The organism is Actinophytocola xanthii, from assembly GCF_001921205.1.
Classification (GTDB): domain Bacteria; phylum Actinomycetota; class Actinomycetes; order Mycobacteriales; family Pseudonocardiaceae; genus Actinophytocola; species Actinophytocola xanthii.
Genome location: NZ_MSIE01000123.1, coordinates 1 through 15,733, shown reverse-complemented (window position 1 = coordinate 15,733; position 15,733 = coordinate 1). Strand labels below are relative to the sequence as shown.

General features: G+C 73.5%; 11 protein-coding genes and 2 pseudogenes. 10 read left to right on the top strand and 3 right to left on the bottom strand.

What is annotated here, in order from left to right:
* The 6 genes and pseudogenes from BU204_RS36460 to BU204_RS39760 form a co-directional block, all read left to right on the top strand.
* Positions 1-1,129: MMPL family transporter (locus BU204_RS36460; protein ID WP_158073570.1), on the top strand; the 1,129-nt coding region annotated here is incomplete at its 5' end.
* A 22-nt stretch (positions 1,130-1,151) separates the two neighbouring features.
* A pseudogene (locus BU204_RS36455) lies at positions 1,152-1,822 on the top strand (response regulator transcription factor).
* Positions 1,819-2,613: a sensor histidine kinase gene (locus BU204_RS36450; RefSeq protein ID WP_075130352.1), complete on the top strand. Its 795-nt coding sequence runs from the start codon at positions 1,819-1,821 to the stop codon at positions 2,611-2,613. Before BU204_RS36455 ends, BU204_RS36450 begins: the two are co-directional and overlap by 4 nt.
* A gap of 206 nt (positions 2,614-2,819) precedes the next feature.
* Positions 2,820-5,729, top strand: a complete 2,910-nt coding sequence (locus tag BU204_RS36445) for a helix-turn-helix transcriptional regulator (protein WP_198943111.1) — start codon at positions 2,820-2,822, stop codon at positions 5,727-5,729.
* 148 nt (positions 5,730-5,877) lie between these two features.
* Positions 5,878-6,921, top strand: a complete 1,044-nt coding sequence (locus tag BU204_RS36440; RefSeq protein WP_198943110.1) for an alpha/beta fold hydrolase — start codon at positions 5,878-5,880, stop codon at positions 6,919-6,921.
* Positions 6,922-6,926: 5 nt separating this feature from the next.
* On the top strand, positions 6,927-9,641 hold the full coding sequence (locus tag BU204_RS39760; RefSeq protein ID WP_143230017.1) for a GMC oxidoreductase: 2,715 nt from the start codon (positions 6,927-6,929) through the stop codon (positions 9,639-9,641).
* Here BU204_RS39760 and pdxR read toward each other — a convergent pair.
* Positions 9,626-11,047 (bottom strand): MocR-like pyridoxine biosynthesis transcription factor PdxR, encoded by a 1,422-nt coding sequence (pdxR, locus tag BU204_RS36430; RefSeq protein WP_075130350.1) that lies wholly within the window; start codon positions 11,045-11,047, stop codon positions 9,626-9,628. The two genes, BU204_RS39760 and pdxR, sit on opposite strands and share 16 nt — an antisense overlap.
* A gap of 45 nt (positions 11,048-11,092) precedes the next feature.
* Here pdxR and BU204_RS36425 point away from each other — a divergent pair, with 45 nt between their 5' ends.
* Complete coding sequence (locus tag BU204_RS36425) at positions 11,093-12,034, top strand: aldo/keto reductase (RefSeq protein WP_075130349.1); 942 nt, start codon at positions 11,093-11,095, stop codon at positions 12,032-12,034.
* Positions 12,035-12,061: 27 nt separating this feature from the next.
* Here BU204_RS36425 and BU204_RS36420 read toward each other — a convergent pair whose 3' ends face one another.
* Entirely contained in the window at positions 12,062-12,955 is an 894-nt protein-coding gene (locus BU204_RS36420; RefSeq protein ID WP_075130348.1) for a hypothetical protein, read from the bottom strand.
* Between the two features lie 98 nt (positions 12,956-13,053).
* Between BU204_RS36420 and BU204_RS41005 the strand changes: the two genes are divergently transcribed.
* Genes BU204_RS41005 through BU204_RS36405 form a run of 3 tightly spaced genes read left to right on the top strand, consistent with a single transcriptional unit; the run spans position 13,054 to position 15,456 of the window.
* Complete coding sequence (locus BU204_RS41005) at positions 13,054-13,701, top strand: ABC transporter permease (RefSeq protein ID WP_075130347.1); 648 nt, start codon at positions 13,054-13,056, stop codon at positions 13,699-13,701.
* A complete protein-coding gene (locus tag BU204_RS41000) occupies positions 13,694-14,464 on the top strand; it encodes an ABC transporter permease (RefSeq protein ID WP_075130346.1) in 771 nt (256 codons plus the stop codon). Before BU204_RS41005 ends, BU204_RS41000 begins: the two co-directional genes overlap by 8 nt.
* A 17-nt stretch (positions 14,465-14,481) precedes the next feature.
* Positions 14,482-15,456: a glycine betaine ABC transporter substrate-binding protein gene (locus BU204_RS36405; RefSeq protein ID WP_075130345.1), complete on the top strand. Its 975-nt coding sequence runs from the start codon at positions 14,482-14,484 to the stop codon at positions 15,454-15,456.
* A 51-nt stretch (positions 15,457-15,507) separates the two neighbouring features.
* Here BU204_RS36405 and BU204_RS36400 read toward each other — a convergent pair.
* A pseudogene (locus tag BU204_RS36400) lies at positions 15,508-15,733 on the bottom strand (hypothetical protein); the annotation flags it as partial.

Below are 15,733 nucleotides of genomic sequence, written 5' to 3'. Positions count from 1 at the left end.
CGGGGAGGGCCGGCGCCCCGCCGGCGAGCGCTGGGTCGCGCTGGTCACCCGGCGGCCGTCGATCACCGCGCTCGCCGTCGTCGCGGCGCTCGGCGTCCTGGCGGTACCGGCCGCGGACCTGCGGCTCGCACTCACCGACAGCGGTTCTGCTCCGGCAGAGCGCACCGAGCGGCAGGCCTACGACCTGACGGCCGCCGCGTTCGGACCGGGCGCCAACGGCCCGCTGCTGGTCCTGGCCGACCTCCGGGGCGAGGCCGACCGACCGGCCGCGGCCGCCGCGCTGGGCGAGCGGCTCGGCGCGGTGGACGGGGTCGCCGCCGTCGCACCCGCGCAACGGTCCGCGGACGGCGAGTACGCGTTGCTGCGGGTGATCCCCGAGACCGGGCCGCGGGACGAACGCACCGAGCGGCTGGTCGGCGAGCTCGAGGCGGTGGGCGGGCCCTCGGTCGGCGTCACCGGCGTGACCGCCGTCGGGATCGACATCTCCGCGCTGCTGCGTGCCGCGCTCCTGCCCTTCGTGCTGGTCGTCGTGGGCCTGGCCGTGCTGCTGCTGATGGTGGCCTTCCGCTCGCTGGTGGTGCCGCTGAAGGCGACGCTGGGTTTCCTGTTGTCGGTCGGCGCGACGCTGGGGGTGATCGTCGCGGTGTTCCAGTGGGGCTGGCTCGCCGAGCTGGTCGGGGTCGCCCGCACCGGTCCTGTGATCAGCTTCATGCCGATCATCCTGATGGCGGTGCTGTTCGGCCTGGCCATGGACTACGAGGTCTTCCTGGTCAGCCGCATGCACGAGGAGTACGTCCGCGGCCGCGACCCGCTCCGCGCGGTCGCCCGCGGCGCCCGGGCCTCGGGCCGGGTGGTCGCGGCGACAGCGCTGATCATGACCGCGATCTTCGCGGGCTTCGTCCCCACCGGTGACGCCACGCTGAAGCCCATCGCCCTCGCGCTCGCGGTGGGCGTCCTGCTGGACGCGTTCCTGGTCCGGATGACGCTCGTGCCGGCGGTGCTGGCGCTGGTCGGGCACCGGGCGTGGTGGCTGCCGCGCTGGGTGGACCGGTCGCTGCCGAACGTGGACGTCGAGGGCGCCCGGCTCAGCGGGTCCGACCGGGGTCACGCGCCGGTCCGGGTGGTGTGATGGTGAGGTGGACAGCATTCTGGTGGTGGACGACGACCCCGGGCTGCGGGAGGTGCTGCTGTCCGCGCTGCGGTTCGCCGGGTTCGAGGTCGAGGCCGCCGGGGATGTGCCGGCCGCCCTGGCCGCGATCACCGACCGCCGGACGCGATCGTGCTGGACGTGATGCTGCCCGGCACCGACGGCTTCGACCTGCTGCACCTGCTGCGCTCCCGGGGCGTCCAGGTGCCGGTGATGTTCCTGACCGCCCGCGACGAGCTGGACGACCGGGTGCGCGGGCTGCGCCTCGGTGGCGACGACTACCTGACCAAGCCGTTCAGCGTGGTGGAGGTCGCCGCCCGGCTGGAGGCGCTGCTGCGGCGTTCCCGCCGCGTGCCGCCGGCGGTACCGGAGGGGGTACTGCGCTGCGGCGACCTGGAGCTGGACGAGGACCGGCACCTGGTGACCCGGGGCGGCCGCCCGGTGGAGCTGTCTCCCACCGAGTTCCGGCTGCTGCGCTACCTGCTGGCCAACGCCGGGCGGGTGGTGTCCAAGGCGCAGATCCTCGACCAGATCTGGCAGTACGACTTCGGCGGGGACACCGGCGTGGTCGAGCGCTTCGTCTCGAACCTCCGGCGCAAGATCGACTTCGGCGGTCCCTCGCTGATCCACACCGTGCGGGGGTTCGGGTACAGCCTGCGGCCGGTGCGGCGATGACCCGGTCCTCGCGGTGGCGCCTGGCGCTGGTCGCGCTGCTCGCCGGCCCGGAGGTCGCGGTCGCGAAGGCGGTCCGGAACGCCTTCGACGCCCAGCGGCGGGCCGAGGAGCGGCTGCGCAGCTTCGTCGCCGACGCCAGCCACGAGCTGCGCACGCCGCTGGCCACCGTGCACGGCTGGATCGACCTCTACGTCCAGGGCGCGCTGCGCGACCCCGACGAGCTCGACCACGCCATGGAACGGATGCAGGCCGAGGTGGACCGGATGCGGGTGCTCGTCGAGGAGCTGGCGCTGCTGGCCCGTCTGGACGGGTCCCGGCCGCTGCACCGCGAGCCGGTGGACCTGGTGGCGCTGGCCACCGAGGTGGTGGACGACGCCCGCGTGGTCAGCGCCGACCGGAGCATCACCCTGGACGGCGCCGCGGCGGCGGTGGTCGACGGGGACGGGCCGCGCATCCAGCAGGTGCTGCGCAACCTCGTCGGCAACGCGGTCGGCCACACCCGGCCGGGGACGCCGGTCACGGTCACCGTCACCGCCCAGGAGGGGGAGGTGGCGGTCGAGGTACACGACGAGGGCGACGGGATCGCGCCGGAGCACCTGCCGCACGTGTTCGAGCGCTTCTACCGCGCCGACCCCAGCCGCAGCCGGGACAGCGGCGGCTCCTCGGGCCTGGGCCTGGCGATCGTCGAGGCGATCGTGGCCGCCCACGGGGGCACCGCCGGCGTCACCTCCGCGCCCGGGCGGGGCACCACCGTCCGGGTCACCTTTCCCGTGACGGCTTCCCCTGGCTGAGGACCCGCTCCGGCGCAGCGGTAGCGGCGTGCCGGCGAGAATGGCAACATAGCGTGGCGGCGGGTTGGGTCTTTCGGTTGACGCCCGGCGCAGTCGAGTGTTGTCGGGTGGTCCTTCGCTCGGCCTGTCGGGGGCGGACGCCGGGACGTGTCCGGGACTGGGGGCTGGTTGATGTCGTCGCGTTCAGGCCTTTTCGAGCGGTGTCCGTGACTGGTGGCACGGACGTGGGCAGCCGGACGACCTCGGTACGCACCGAGGCGGGAAGTGCTCCCGGCGGTGTGAACCCGCTCGTCGGCCGGGAAGAGGTGCTGCGGTCGTTCGACCGTGTCGTGGCGGCGGCCTGCGCCGGTGAGTTCCAGTTCCTCGCGGTGGTCGGCGAACCCGGCATCGGCAAGACCCGGCTGCTGGCCGAGCTGGTCAGGCGCACCGGGCAGCGGGGGCTGACCACGCTCAACGGCCGGGCCGCCGAGCTCGAGCAGATCATGCCGTTCAGCGCGCTCGTCGACGCGGTCGACGACCACCTGGAAGCCCACGGCGCGGAGGTGCTCGAGCGGTTCGGCGGCGCGCAGCGACGGCGCCTGGCCACGATCTTCCCCGCCCTGGCCGCGGCGGTACCCGACGCGGGCGACCCCGACGAGCACGCCGACCGGACCGGGATCGACCGCCTCCGATCCTACCGGGCGCTGCGCCAGCTGGTGGACGAGCTGGCCGCGCCGAACGGGCTCGCGCTGATCCTCGACGACGTGCACTGGGCGGACCCGAGCTCGGCGGAGTTCCTCGACCACCTGGTCCGCCACCCACCGCGGGGCAGGGTGCTGGTGGCCGTGGCCTACCGGCCGATGCAGGCGCCGCACCGGGTCCTCGGCCTGGTGGGCGCGGCCGGCGGCCGCCAGGTCACCGTCGACCCGCTGACCCCCGAGGAGGGGGCGGAGCTGCTCGGTCCGGAGGTCGCCCGCGCTCGCGGCCGGGCGCTGTACGAGGCCAGCGGCGGCAACCCCTTCTACCTGGAGGCGCTGGCGCGGATGAACCGCCTCGCGGGCACCGAGCTGCCCGCGTCGGTGCGGGCCGTGCTGCGGGTGGAGCTGGGCGACCTGCCGCCCGGCTCCCTGCGCCTGGCGCAGGCGGCCGCGGTCGCCGGCGACGAGTTCGACCCGGCCCTGGTCGCGGTGGCCGCGGAGGTTCCGGAGACGGCGACGCTGAACGCGCTGGACGACCTCGTCGCGCGCGACATCCTCCGCCCGGCGAGCTCCGGGCGGTTCCGGTTCCGCCACCCCCTGGTCCGGCAGGCCGCCTACGAGTACGCCGAGGCCGGCTGGCGCGTCGGCGCGCACGCCCGGCTCGCCGACCACCTCGCGAAGGTCGGCGCGCCGGCGACCGTGCAGGCGCACCACGTCGAACGCTCCTGCTCGTTCGCCGACCGGCGCGCGATCAGCACGCTGGTGACCGCGGCCAAAACCGTGGCGACCCGCGCCCCGGAGACCTGCGCGCACTGGCTGCGCAAGGCGCTCGAGCTGATGCCGGACGAGCCCGAGACCCTCGACGAGCGGTTGACGCTGCTCATGGACCTCAGCCGGTCCCAGGGCGTCAGCGGCCAGCTCGCCGAGAGCCGGAACACCGCGCGCGAGCTGCTCCGGCTGCTCCCGGCCGGCCAGTACGCCAGGCGGGCCCGGGCGGCCCGCATCTGCGCCTTGATGGAGCGACAGCTCGACCGGCCGCACGAGGCGCGGGCCCTGCTGTTGGACGAGCTGAACAGGATGCCGAGCCCTCGGGCCGCGGCGGCGATCCCGCTGCGGATGAGGCTTGTCGCCGAGAGCCTGATGCGGGTGGACTACCGGGCGGCACAGGCAGTGCTGGACCTGATGCCCGACTCCGACGACGGCTGGGAGCCCGGGTTGGAGACCGCCGTCGCGGCGCTGCGCCCGATGCCCGCCTACGCCGGCGGGCGGATGGCGGACGCGCAACGCACCGCCGATGCCGCCGAACGCCTCGTCGACGCGACCCCGGACGACCACCTGGCCGAATGGCTGGACGCGGTGGCCTGGCTGTGCTGGGCCGAGACCTGCCTCGGCCGCTACTCCGCGGCGCTGCGGTACTTCGAGCGGGCGATCGCCGTGGCTCGCACGACCGGCCAGGCCTACGTGCTGACCAACCTGTTGGCCGGCAAGGCGCGCACGCTCGTCGCCCTGGGCCGGCTGCCGCAGGCACTGGAGACGGTCGAGGAGTCGGTCGACTGTGCGCGGCTGCTCAACTCGGCGCAGCAGCTGGTGTTCGCGCTCACCCAGCTGTGCCTGACGCAGGCCTGGACGGGGGACCACGAGGCGGCGCTGCGTGCGGGCCAGGAGGCCGTCCGCGCGGCCGCGGGCAGCCAGGAGGTCTGGGACCACATGGCGCGCAACGCCCACGGCGTCGCCATGGTCGCCGCCGGGCAGCTGGACGACGGAATCCGGGTGCTCGTCGACTCCTGCGCCAGCTTCGACGACCCGCGGGTCGACCGGGCCACCCTGCTGGCCACCTGTGAGTTGCTGGCCCAGGTGGAGGCCGGGCGCGGCCGTCAGGTCGAGGCCGCGCGCTGGGCCGCCCTGGCGGCCGAGGTCGAGTCGCCCAAGCTGCCGGTGTTCGCCGGCCTGGTCGACCTGGCCCGAGCGCACGCCCTGGCCGAGGACCCGGTGGCCGCGGCCGCGCTCGCGGAGCGGGCCGCCGAGAACCTGCTGGCCGGCCAACGCGGTGTCGACCACGGCAGGGCGCTGCTGGTGGCGGGGATCGCGAACGGCGCGGCGGGCCGCGCGGCCACCGCCCGAGAGCAGCTCCAGCAGGCCACCGAGCAGTTCCGCGACTGCGGTGCGCGCACGCTCGAGGCGCAGACGCTGCAGGAGCGCCGGCGGCTCGGCGACCGGGTGTCGACACCGCCGTCGGCCGACCGGGACACGCCGTTCGGCCTCTCGCCTCGCGAGCTGGAGGTCGCGACGCTGGTCGTTCAGGGGCTGAGCAACCGGACGATCGCCGGACAGCTGTTCCTCAGCGTGCGCACCGTCGAGACGCACCTGTCGCGGGTGTTCACCAAGCTCGGGGTCGGCTCGCGGGCCGCTGTGGCGGCCAAGCTGGCGGGGCGTGCGTGATGCCGAGTCGGATGTACGGGTTTTCCACGATACCGAGCGTCATCGCCGTAGGGCATGGTGGTGGCAGCACGACGGGGGAGGGGCGGTCGCGATGGGGCACCGAATTCCGCGGTTCACGCTGGGGGGCGTGAGGGGTGCCGAGGTTTCGGTGCACCCATTCGCGACCGAGGACCACCTTGGTCTGACGCTGACGAGGTTTCTCGCGGCGGACTCCGACGACGTCGTGCTGCTCGTCCACGGGTTGAGCTCGTCCAGCGACATGTTCATCATGCCCGAGCACCGCAACCTACTGAGTTTCCTGCTGGACAACGGTTTCGGCGAGGTCTGGACGTTGGACTTCCGCATGAGCAACCGTTTTCCGTACAACATGGAGACTCGGCGGCACACCCTGGACGATGTTGCTGCCTTCGACCATCCCGCCGCCGTCCGTGAGCTCCGTCGTCACGTGGGGGGACGACGGATTCACGTGATAGCGCACTGCCTCGGTTCGGTCACGTTCCTGATGAGCATGTTCGGCGGGGTGGTCGAAGGCGTCTCCAGCTTCGTGGCCAACAGCGTCGGCCTGACCCCGCGCGTCCCGGCCTGGTGCCGGCTGAAGCTGGCCGGCGGGGCGAACCTGCTCGAGTACGGCCTCGGTCTGTCGTACCTGGATCCGCGGTTCGCCGCGGCGCCTCCGCTCTCCCGGCGCCGCCTGTTCGCCCGCGCGGTCTCGCTGTTCCACCGGGAGTGCGACGTGTCCGCCTGCCACATGCAGAGCTTCATGTGGGGCGGCGGCTTCCCGGCCATGTACAACCACCACAACCTCGCCCCGGAGACCCACGAGCACGAGCGGCTGGCCGACCTGAACGGCGCGACGGAGGTCAGCTACTACCGGCACGTCAGCAAGATCGTCCGCGCCGGCCACGCGGTGAAGTACGACCCGAACAACCCGGCGCACAGCGCGCTCCCCGACGACTACCTCGGCGACCTGGAGCGCGTCGAGACGCCGCTGCTGCTGCTCACCGGCGAGCAGAACAGGGTCTTCACCGACTCCAACATCGCCTTCCACCGGCTGCTGAACCTGCGGGCGCCCGGGCGCCACGAGCTGGAGATCATCCCGGGGTACGGGCACATCGACCCGATGATCGGCCGCGACGCCCATGTGGACGTGTTCCCGCGCATCGTGGACTTCCTCAAGCGGAACGGGAGTTGACGGGCGTGCACGACGAGCATGTCGACGTGGTGGTGGTCGGATCCGGGTTCGGCGGCTCGGTGGCCGCCTACCGGCTCGCGTCCGCGGGGCTGTCGGTGGTGGTGCTCGAGCGCGGCCGCGCCTACGCCCCTGGCATGTTCCCGCGGCGTCCGTCCGAGATGAAACACGCCTTCTGGGACCCGAAGCAGCAGCTGTACGGCATGTACGACGTGTGGAGCTTCGACGGGTGCGGCTCGGTGGTCGCCAGCGGCCTCGGCGGGGGCTCGCTCATCTACGCCAACGTGTTGCTGCGCAAGGACGAGCACTGGTTCGTGCACGAGGAACCGGTCACCGGCGGGGGGTACGAGTCCTGGCCGGTGACCAGGGCCGACCTCGACCCGCACTACGAGGCGGTCGAACGGATGCTGGGGGCCACGCCCTACCCCGTCGAGCACCCGGCCTACGCGCACACCCAGAAGACGATCGCGCTGCGGGACGCGGCCATGGAGCTGGGGCTCGACTGGCGGTTACCCCCGCTGGGGATCAGCTTCGCTCCGGTCCCCGGCGCCCAACCGGGATTGGGCCTGCCCATCCCCGAGCCCGAGTACGGCAACCTGCACGGCGCGCCCCGCCGCACCTGTCGGCTCTGCGGCGAGTGCGACATCGGGTGCAACGACGGTGCCAAGAACACCCTCGACCACACCTACCTCTCGGCGGCCCGCCATCGCGGCGCCGACCTGCGGACGCTGTCCGAGGTGAGCGCGGTCCGCAGGACGGCGGACGGTTACGCCGTGGACTACGCGACGCACGAGGTCGGCCCCCACCCCAGGCGCAACGGGCGCCGGGGCACCGGGACGCGCACGATCACCTGCGACCGGCTGGTCCTCGCCGCCGGCACGTTCGGCACCACGTACCTGCTGCTCCGCAGCCAGGGCGAGCTGCCGGGACTGTCCGGCGCGCTCGGCAGCCGCTTCTCCGGCAACGGCGACCTGCTCACGTTCCTGCTCCGGGCCAAGGACCGCACCCGCACCCGGGAGATCGGCGCCAGCCACGGCCCGGTGATCACCAGCGCCATCCGCCTGGCCGACCGGACCGACGACCCGAACGAGGGCGGCCGAGGCGGCTACATCGAGGACGGCGGCCACCCCGGCTTCGTCGACTGGCTCGCCGAGCGCGCCGACCTGGGCGCCGACGTGGTGCGGGCCGCACGCTTCGTGATCGAGCGGATCTGGGCGAAGATCACCCGCGACCCGAACCTGTCCGCCGAGATCGCCGGGCTGTTCCGGGACACGGGCCTGTCGGCGAGTTCGCTGCCGCTCCTGGGCATGGGCCGCGACGTCCCGAACGGCCGGCTGCGCCTGCGCGGGGGAAAGCTCGACCTCCAGTGGAGCGCCGAGGCGAGCGCCGAACACTTCGACCGGCTGCGCGACACCATGCGCCGCATCGCGGACGTGCTCGGCGCCGAGCACGCGGGGGTGCCCGCGTGGGTGGCCAAGCAGTTCATCACCGCCCACCCGCTCGGCGGCGCCCCCATGGGCCGCCACTCCGGCGAGGGTGTCTGCGACGCCTACGGCGAGGTCTTCGGCCACCCCGGCCTGTACATCGCCGACGGCGCCGCCATGCCCGGCCCGGTGGGCGCCAACCCCTCCCTCACCATCGCGGCCCTCGCCGACCGCATGGCCACCCGCATCCTCGAGACCCAGACCCCCCACCCCCGCCGCCAGGAGGTGGCCCCCACCGAGCCACTGCCGGTGCCCGTCGTGGAGGTGGCACTGCCAGCGCCGGTCGCCACCTCGCCGGTGGCTTCCCCCGGAACCTCGCCGAACCCCGCCCAGCTGGTCCCCTCCGCCGCGATGGCCTCGTCGCTGGTGGCCTCGGGTGGAGAGGTGACATCCCCGGTGGCGGCGTCGGGCGCGGGCATGGCGTCGGCTGGGCCGCCGACCACCACTGACGGCACGGCTGCCACCGGCGGCGTGGCCACCACTGGGGGTGTGGCCACCTCCGCGGGCGTGGACGCCATTCCCGCCGCGCCCGCTCCTGCGAGCGCGGCCGCCACCGGGGATGTGGCCACCTCAGCGGACGTGGCCGCCATTCCCACGGTGCCCGCCACCCCAAGCGTGCCCACCGCCGATGTGGCCTTCGTACCGACGCCGACCTCCTTGTCGTTCGAGGAGGAGATGGCGGGGTTCGTCGTCCTGGGGGCCACCGACCCGCGGGGGGTCGAGGCGGACGGCTCGGCCGCGCGTGAGCCGTTCTCGTTCCGCCTTTCCATCCGCGTCGACGACGTCGACGAGTTCCTGGCCGAGCCGGACCACCTCGCCCGGGCCTCGGGGACGGTGCAGGCCTCCGACGCGCGGTGCCCGGTCGAGCGCGGCTGGTTCAACCTCTTCGCCCCCGGCGCAGCTCCCCGTAGCCGCGCCATGCGTTACCGGCTCTGGTTCACCGACGCCGCCGGTCGGCCCCGCACGCTCGCCGGGTACAAGGACGTCCACGACGGCCCGGTCTCCCGCATGTGGCACGACACCTCCACCCTCTACGTCCGCCTCCTGCACGGTCACGTCCCACCCGGCGGCGACGCCGACGCCGACGTGCTCGGCGCCGGGACCCTCCGCGTCGAGGCCCACGACCTCGTCGCCACGCTCGCCAGCTTCCGCACCGACGGCCCCCACGGCCTCGCCGCCCTGGCCCGCTTCGGCACCTTCTTCGTCGGCGAGCTCTGGGACGTCTACGGGCCCGACTGACCTCGCCGGAGGGCCTCGCGCAGCAGCGTGACGGCCGGGGGGATCTCGGGGTCGGCGATGTTGCCGTAGCCGAGGACCAGTGCCGGTTCGGCGGACTGCCCGCTCCGGTAGTCGGCGAGGGTGGCCAGTCGGAGGCCGGTGGCGGCCGCGGCTGCGACGGCGGCGGCCGTGTCGGTGCCGTCCGGCAGGTGGAGCAGGACGTGCAGTCCGGCCGCGGTGCCGGCGACCCGACCCTCCGGTACCTCCGCGCCCAGCGTCCGGACCAGCAGGTCCCGCCGCGTGCGGAACCGTCGCCTGGCCGCGCGCAGGTGCGCGTCGTACCAGCCGCGCTCGATGAACGTGGCCAGCGCGAGCTGGTCGAGCACCGGCGGGGCGACCGCCACCGGGTTCGCCGCCCGCAGCGCCGCGGCCATCGCCGGCGGGGCGACCAGCCAGCCCAGGCCCAGCGCCGGCGACAACGTCTTGCTGACCGAGCCGAGCAGGAACACCCGGTTCCGGTCCATTCCCTGCATCACGGCCACCGGGTGGTGGTCGTAGCGGAACTCGGCGTCGTAGTCGTCCTCGATCACGAAGCCGCCCACCTCACGGGCCCACCGCACCAGCCGGGACCGGCGCGGCGGGGAGAGCACGGCACCGGTGGGGAACTGGTGCGCCGCGCCGACGACGACGGCCCGGGCCGGGCCCTGGGCGAGGTCCTCGACGCGCAGGCCGTCCTGGTCGACCGCCACCGGGTGCACCCGCAGGCCGGCGCTCGTCGCCGCGGCACGAAGCCGCCCCCAGCCGGGGTCCTCCACCGCCAGGTCGGTGATCCCCTCCGCGCGCAGCGCCCGGCACGTGCGCACCAGGCCGTCGGTGACGCCGGCGCACACGGACACCGTCGCGGCCTGCGCGTCGGCGCCGCGCGAGCGTCGCAGGTACTCCGCCACCGTCGTGCGCAGCACCGCGTGCCCGGCGGGGTCGGGTAGGCCGAGGTCGTAGTGGACTGCCGAGCCGGCCACGGCCCGGACGGCGTCGGCCCACCGGCGCCGCGGGAACGCCCGCAGGTCCGGCAGGCCTGGTGCGAGGTCGTACCGCACCGGGGGATGCGCCGGGACCACCCGCGCCGCGGGCCCCGAGGCCGCGGTCTCCGGCGACCAGGACACGCGCGTCGCCGAACCCACCCTGGCCGACAGGTACCCCTCGGCGACCAGCTGGCCGTACGCCTCGGTCACCGCCCACCGGGAGCAGCCGAGCTCCTCGGCGAGCACCCGGCTCGGCGGCACGACGGCGCCCTCCACCAGCCGGCCCTCCCGGATGGCCGACCGCAGCGCGTGCGCCAGCCGGTCGTGCAGGCGGCGCCGGCGGGGCTCGGCCGGGGCGAGGTCGAGCAGCGTCGCCCACGCCAGATTGGTCTGGGAAACCGCCATGGAATTGGAGCGTAATGCCGAGCCGAACCGGCCTAGCGTGGCGGCATGACCGACAACCTGGTTCTTGGCGCGATGCTGTTCGGCACGGTCGCGGACGAGCGACTCTCGTTCGAGATCCTGGACCGCTTCGTGGACGCCGGCGGCGTCTGGATCGACACCGCGAACTGCTACGCGTTCTGGGAGGACCCCAGCGGCTTCGGCGGGCAGAGCGAGACGCTGCTCGGGCGGTGGCTGGCGCGGCGGCCGGGGATGCGCGACCGCGTGCGGATCAGCACCAAGGTGGGCTGCGAGCCGACCGAGGCGGGGCGGTTCCCGGAGACCGCCGAGGGGCTCTCGGCGGCGGTGATCAAGAACGGCATCGAGGGCAGCCTCCGGCGCCTCGGGACCGACCGCGTCGAGCTGTACTGGGCGCACAAGCCCGACCCGGTCACGCCGCTCGAGGAGACCGTCGGTGCGTTCGGGGAGCTGGTGGCGGCGGGGACGGTCGGCCGACTCGGCTGTTCCAACTACCCCACCTGGCAGGTGGAACGGGCCCGACAGCTGGCCCGGGCGGCCGGCGTCGCCGGCTACACCGCCGTGCAGCAGCACCACACCTACCTCCAGCCGCGGCCGTCGACCCAGCCGAGCGTCGTGCACCGCTTCGGTGCGGTGAGCGACGAGGTACTGCACTACCTGGAGCACCACCCGGAGATGACGCTGTGGGCCTACACACCGCTGCTCAGCGGCCGGTACACCCGCGCGGACAAGCCCCTGCACCCCGACTACGACCACGCCGGCACCACCCGACGGCTGGCCGTGCTCGACGAGATCGCCGCCGAGACCGGCACCAACCGCAACCAGGTCGTGCTCGCCTGGCTGGCCGGGGGGACGCCGGCCGCCATCCCCATCGTCGGCATCAGCTCCGTCGACCAACTCGACGACGCGTTCGCCGGCGCGGCCCTCGAGCTGACCGCCGAGCAACGGGAGCGACTAGGCTCAGTGGCGTGACGTGGCCGGCGCGGCTCGCCGCGGTGCTCAGAGCGGGCGCCGGTCCAGCTCCTCGAGCAGTTCGACGAAGCCGGGCGGGTAGCGGGTGACGAGGTCCTCGCCCAGGACGCCGTCGGCCGTCCCCGCCCGCTGGGCCACCGGCTCCAGGGTGGGGGACCCGGGGCGCCACCAGTACACCTCCCGGCTCAGCGGGACGTCGCTCCGCGCGTGCTGGTCGGCGGCGACCCGGGCGATCTCCCGCACGGCGTGCCGCGCGCCGGCGCCGTCGCGCAGGACGTGGAAGACCAGCGTCGTGTGGTCGGGAATCCCGACCAGCACCCCGAAAGGCTGGTCCACCACGCCAATGACCACCTCGACCACCCACGGCAGGACCAACACCGTCGAGGCGACGTGGTCCCCGCCGACGAGGACGTGGACGTCCTCGCGCGTGGCGTAGGTGTCGGGCAGCTGGGTGCACAGGTTGTCCAGGCCAGCCCGGAGGAGTCGGTCGTACCCGTGCCGCTCGACCTGGTCGTCGTTGAGGACGGCCACGCGGTCGGGGTGGTCCAGGGCCAGCACCATGAGCAGCCCCGGGGCGACCTCGCGGGCGTAGGTCCACCACCCCGTCGGGCTGCCCGCCACCGGACGCAGCCGCGCGTAGACCCGCTCGAGCACCCCCTCGGTGGGACCGTCCAGCTCGGGGCTGCCCTCGACGACGGCGGTGAGCATCCGGGCGAGCCGGTCGTCCACCAGGTCCGGCCACTGGTCCCACGGGGCGCCGACGACCACGTCGACGACCGGGCCGAGACCGAGCACGACCTCCGCTGGATCGCGGACCTCCACCCGGTCCTCGTGGACGACGACCCGCATTCCGAGGAAGGCGGGGCTCCGCCGGACCAGGTTGAGCAGGCGGTCGTGCTGGGTCCTCGTCAGCTCGCGCACCGGCGGGAGCCTACCCGATCAGTCTACTGTGGACTACGCGGGGATCTCGGCTGCTACAGTGTCCTCACGTTCTCGTCGGGGACCAGGGGGGCGGGGCGGTGAGCCTGGCCGAGTACATCCAGGACAACGCGATCGAGATCTACAACGACGCGGTGCGGCACGTCAACCTGACACTGCTCGCCATGGTGCTCGCCGTGCTGGTCGGGATGTCGCTGGGGCTGCTCACCTACCAGCGCCCGATCCCCGCCGCCGCGGTGACCGCGACGACGGCGTCGTTCCTGACCATCCCGTCCATCGCGCTGCTCGGCATCCTCATCGGCCCGGTCGGCCTGGGGACCACCAACGTCCTGATCGCCCTGGTGGTCTACGCCCTGCTACCGATCACCCGCAACACTGTCGTCGGGCTGCGCGGGGTCGACCCGGCGGTGGTCGAGGCCGGTCGGGGGATGGGGCTCGGCCGGACCCGGCTGCTCTGGCGGGTGCGCCTGCCGCTGGCCTGGCCGGTCGTCCTGTCCGGGATCCGCGTCTCCACCCAGATGACGATCGGCATCGCGGCTATCGGCGCCTACGTGAAGGGACCCGGGCTGGGCAACCAGATCTTCGACGGCCTCGGCCGCTTCGGCGCGGTGAACTCGCTCAACCAGGTGCTCGTCGGAACCTTCGGCATCGTGGTGCTCGCCCTGGCGTTCGACCTCGCCCTCGGCCTGGTCGGCAGGATGACGACCTCGAGGGGGATCCGTGGCTGAGACCGCGGGTCTCGGCCGGCTCCGAGCCGGCGCCCGAGGCCGCACCGGGCGCCGGGGACTGATGGTGCGGCCGCTGCTGATCGCGGTCGTCCTGCTCGGGCTCTACCTCGTGGTCCGCGCGCTGCCGGCGGACTCGATCGAGGCGCGGTACCTCAACGCGGACGAGCTCGGCCGCGAGCTCGGCGAGCACGTCGCGCTGTCGGCCGTCTCGACCGCACTGACCATCGCGATCGCGGTCCCACTCGGCATCCTGCTCACCCGCCCCGCCGCCGGCTGGGTGCGGCCGGTCGGGCTGGGACTGGGCAACCTCGGCCAGGCGATCCCGTCGATCGGCCTGGTCGTGCTCCTCGCGCTGGTGATGGGAACCGGATTCGCCACGGCGGTCGTCGCGCTCGTGGTCTACGCGGTGCTTCCGGTGCTGCGCAACACGATCGTGGGTCTGGAGGGTGTCGACCCGGCCGTCATCGAGGCGGCCAGGGGCATGGGGATGTCCAGAACCGCGGTACTGGCCCGGGTCGAGCTCCCGTTGGCGGTACCGGTGATCCTGGCCGGCATCCGCACCGCGCTGGTGCTGACCTTCGCGAGCGCGACGCTCGCCACGTTCGTCGGGGGCGGTGGGCTCGGCGGCGGGCTGGTCGCCGGGATCGGGCTGAACCGGCCGGCGCTGAGCGTCACCTACGGCATCGTCGTCGCCGCGCTCGCCCTGTTCGCCGACTGGCTGGGGCTCGTCGCCGAGGAACTGCTCCGGCCCCGGGGCACCTGAGACACGAGGAGAAGGTCATGGGTTGTGCTCGACGTCCCTGGTCCGCGGTGCTGGCGCTGGCCACGGCCGCCGCCCTCGCCGGCGGGTGCACCATCGAGGAGGACAACGGCGCCACGGAGGTGGGGGAGGGCTCCATCTCCAGGATCGACGAGCTGAGCGGGGTGCAGCTCACCGTCGGGTCCAAGGAGTTCGACGAGCAGCTGCTGCTCGGCCAGGTCGCGATCGTCGCGTTGCGGGCGGCGGGCGCGGACCCGGTCGACCGGACCAACATCACCGGCTCGGCCAACGTCCGGCAGGCGCTGACGAGCGGCGAGATCGACCTGTACTGGGAGTACACCGGCACCGGGTGGATCAACTACCTCAAGAACACCCGGCCCGTCCCGGACGCCGAGGAGCTCTACGACGCGGTGAAGGAGGCCGACCTCGCCAACGGCGTCGTCTGGTGGGCACGGTCCCCGGCGAACGACACCTACGCGATCGCGGTCAACCAGGAGGCACTCGCCGAGTACGGCACGCGGACCCTGTCCGACTACGCCGAGTTGGCGAGGACGAACCCGGCGGCCGCGACGACCTGCATCGGACCGGAGTTCAAGAGCCGCGACGACGGTTTCCCCGGGCTGCAGAAGGCCTACGGCTTCACCCTGCCCGACGCACAGATCCACCTGCTCAACGACGCGGTCATCTACCCGACCGCGGGCCGGGGCGGCACCTGCAACTTCGGCGAGGTCGCCACGACCGACGGCCGGGTGTCGGCGCAGAACCTGACCCCGCTCGAGGACGACAAGCACTTCTTCCCCGTCTACAACCCGGCCATCACGATCCGCGCCGAACTGGCCGAGGAGTACCCGGACCTCGAGCGGGTCTTCGAACCGATCGCCGAGAAGCTCGACACCGACATCCTCACCGAGCTGAACAAGAAGGTCAGCGTGGACGGCGACGACCCGGCCGAGGTCGCCACGGACTGGTTACGGTCGGAGGGTTTCGTCTCCTGAGCGCCCGGCGGACGTCGTGGGGAGAGGCGACTCCCCACGACGTCCCCCAACTCAACGGGCGTTCTGCGCGGAGGTGAGCCGGTCGATCCAGCCGCCGAGGGAGGCCCAGCCGGACCAGCCGTTGTTCGGCGCGGTCTGCCACTTGTGCCAGAGGGCGCCGTCCCCGCCGCGCACGAACACCTCCAGCCGGCCGTCGTTGTTCCGGTTCACGTTCAACAGGTCGATCCAGCCGCCGAGCGAGGCCCAGCCGGACCAGCCGCTGTTGGGTGCTCTCTGC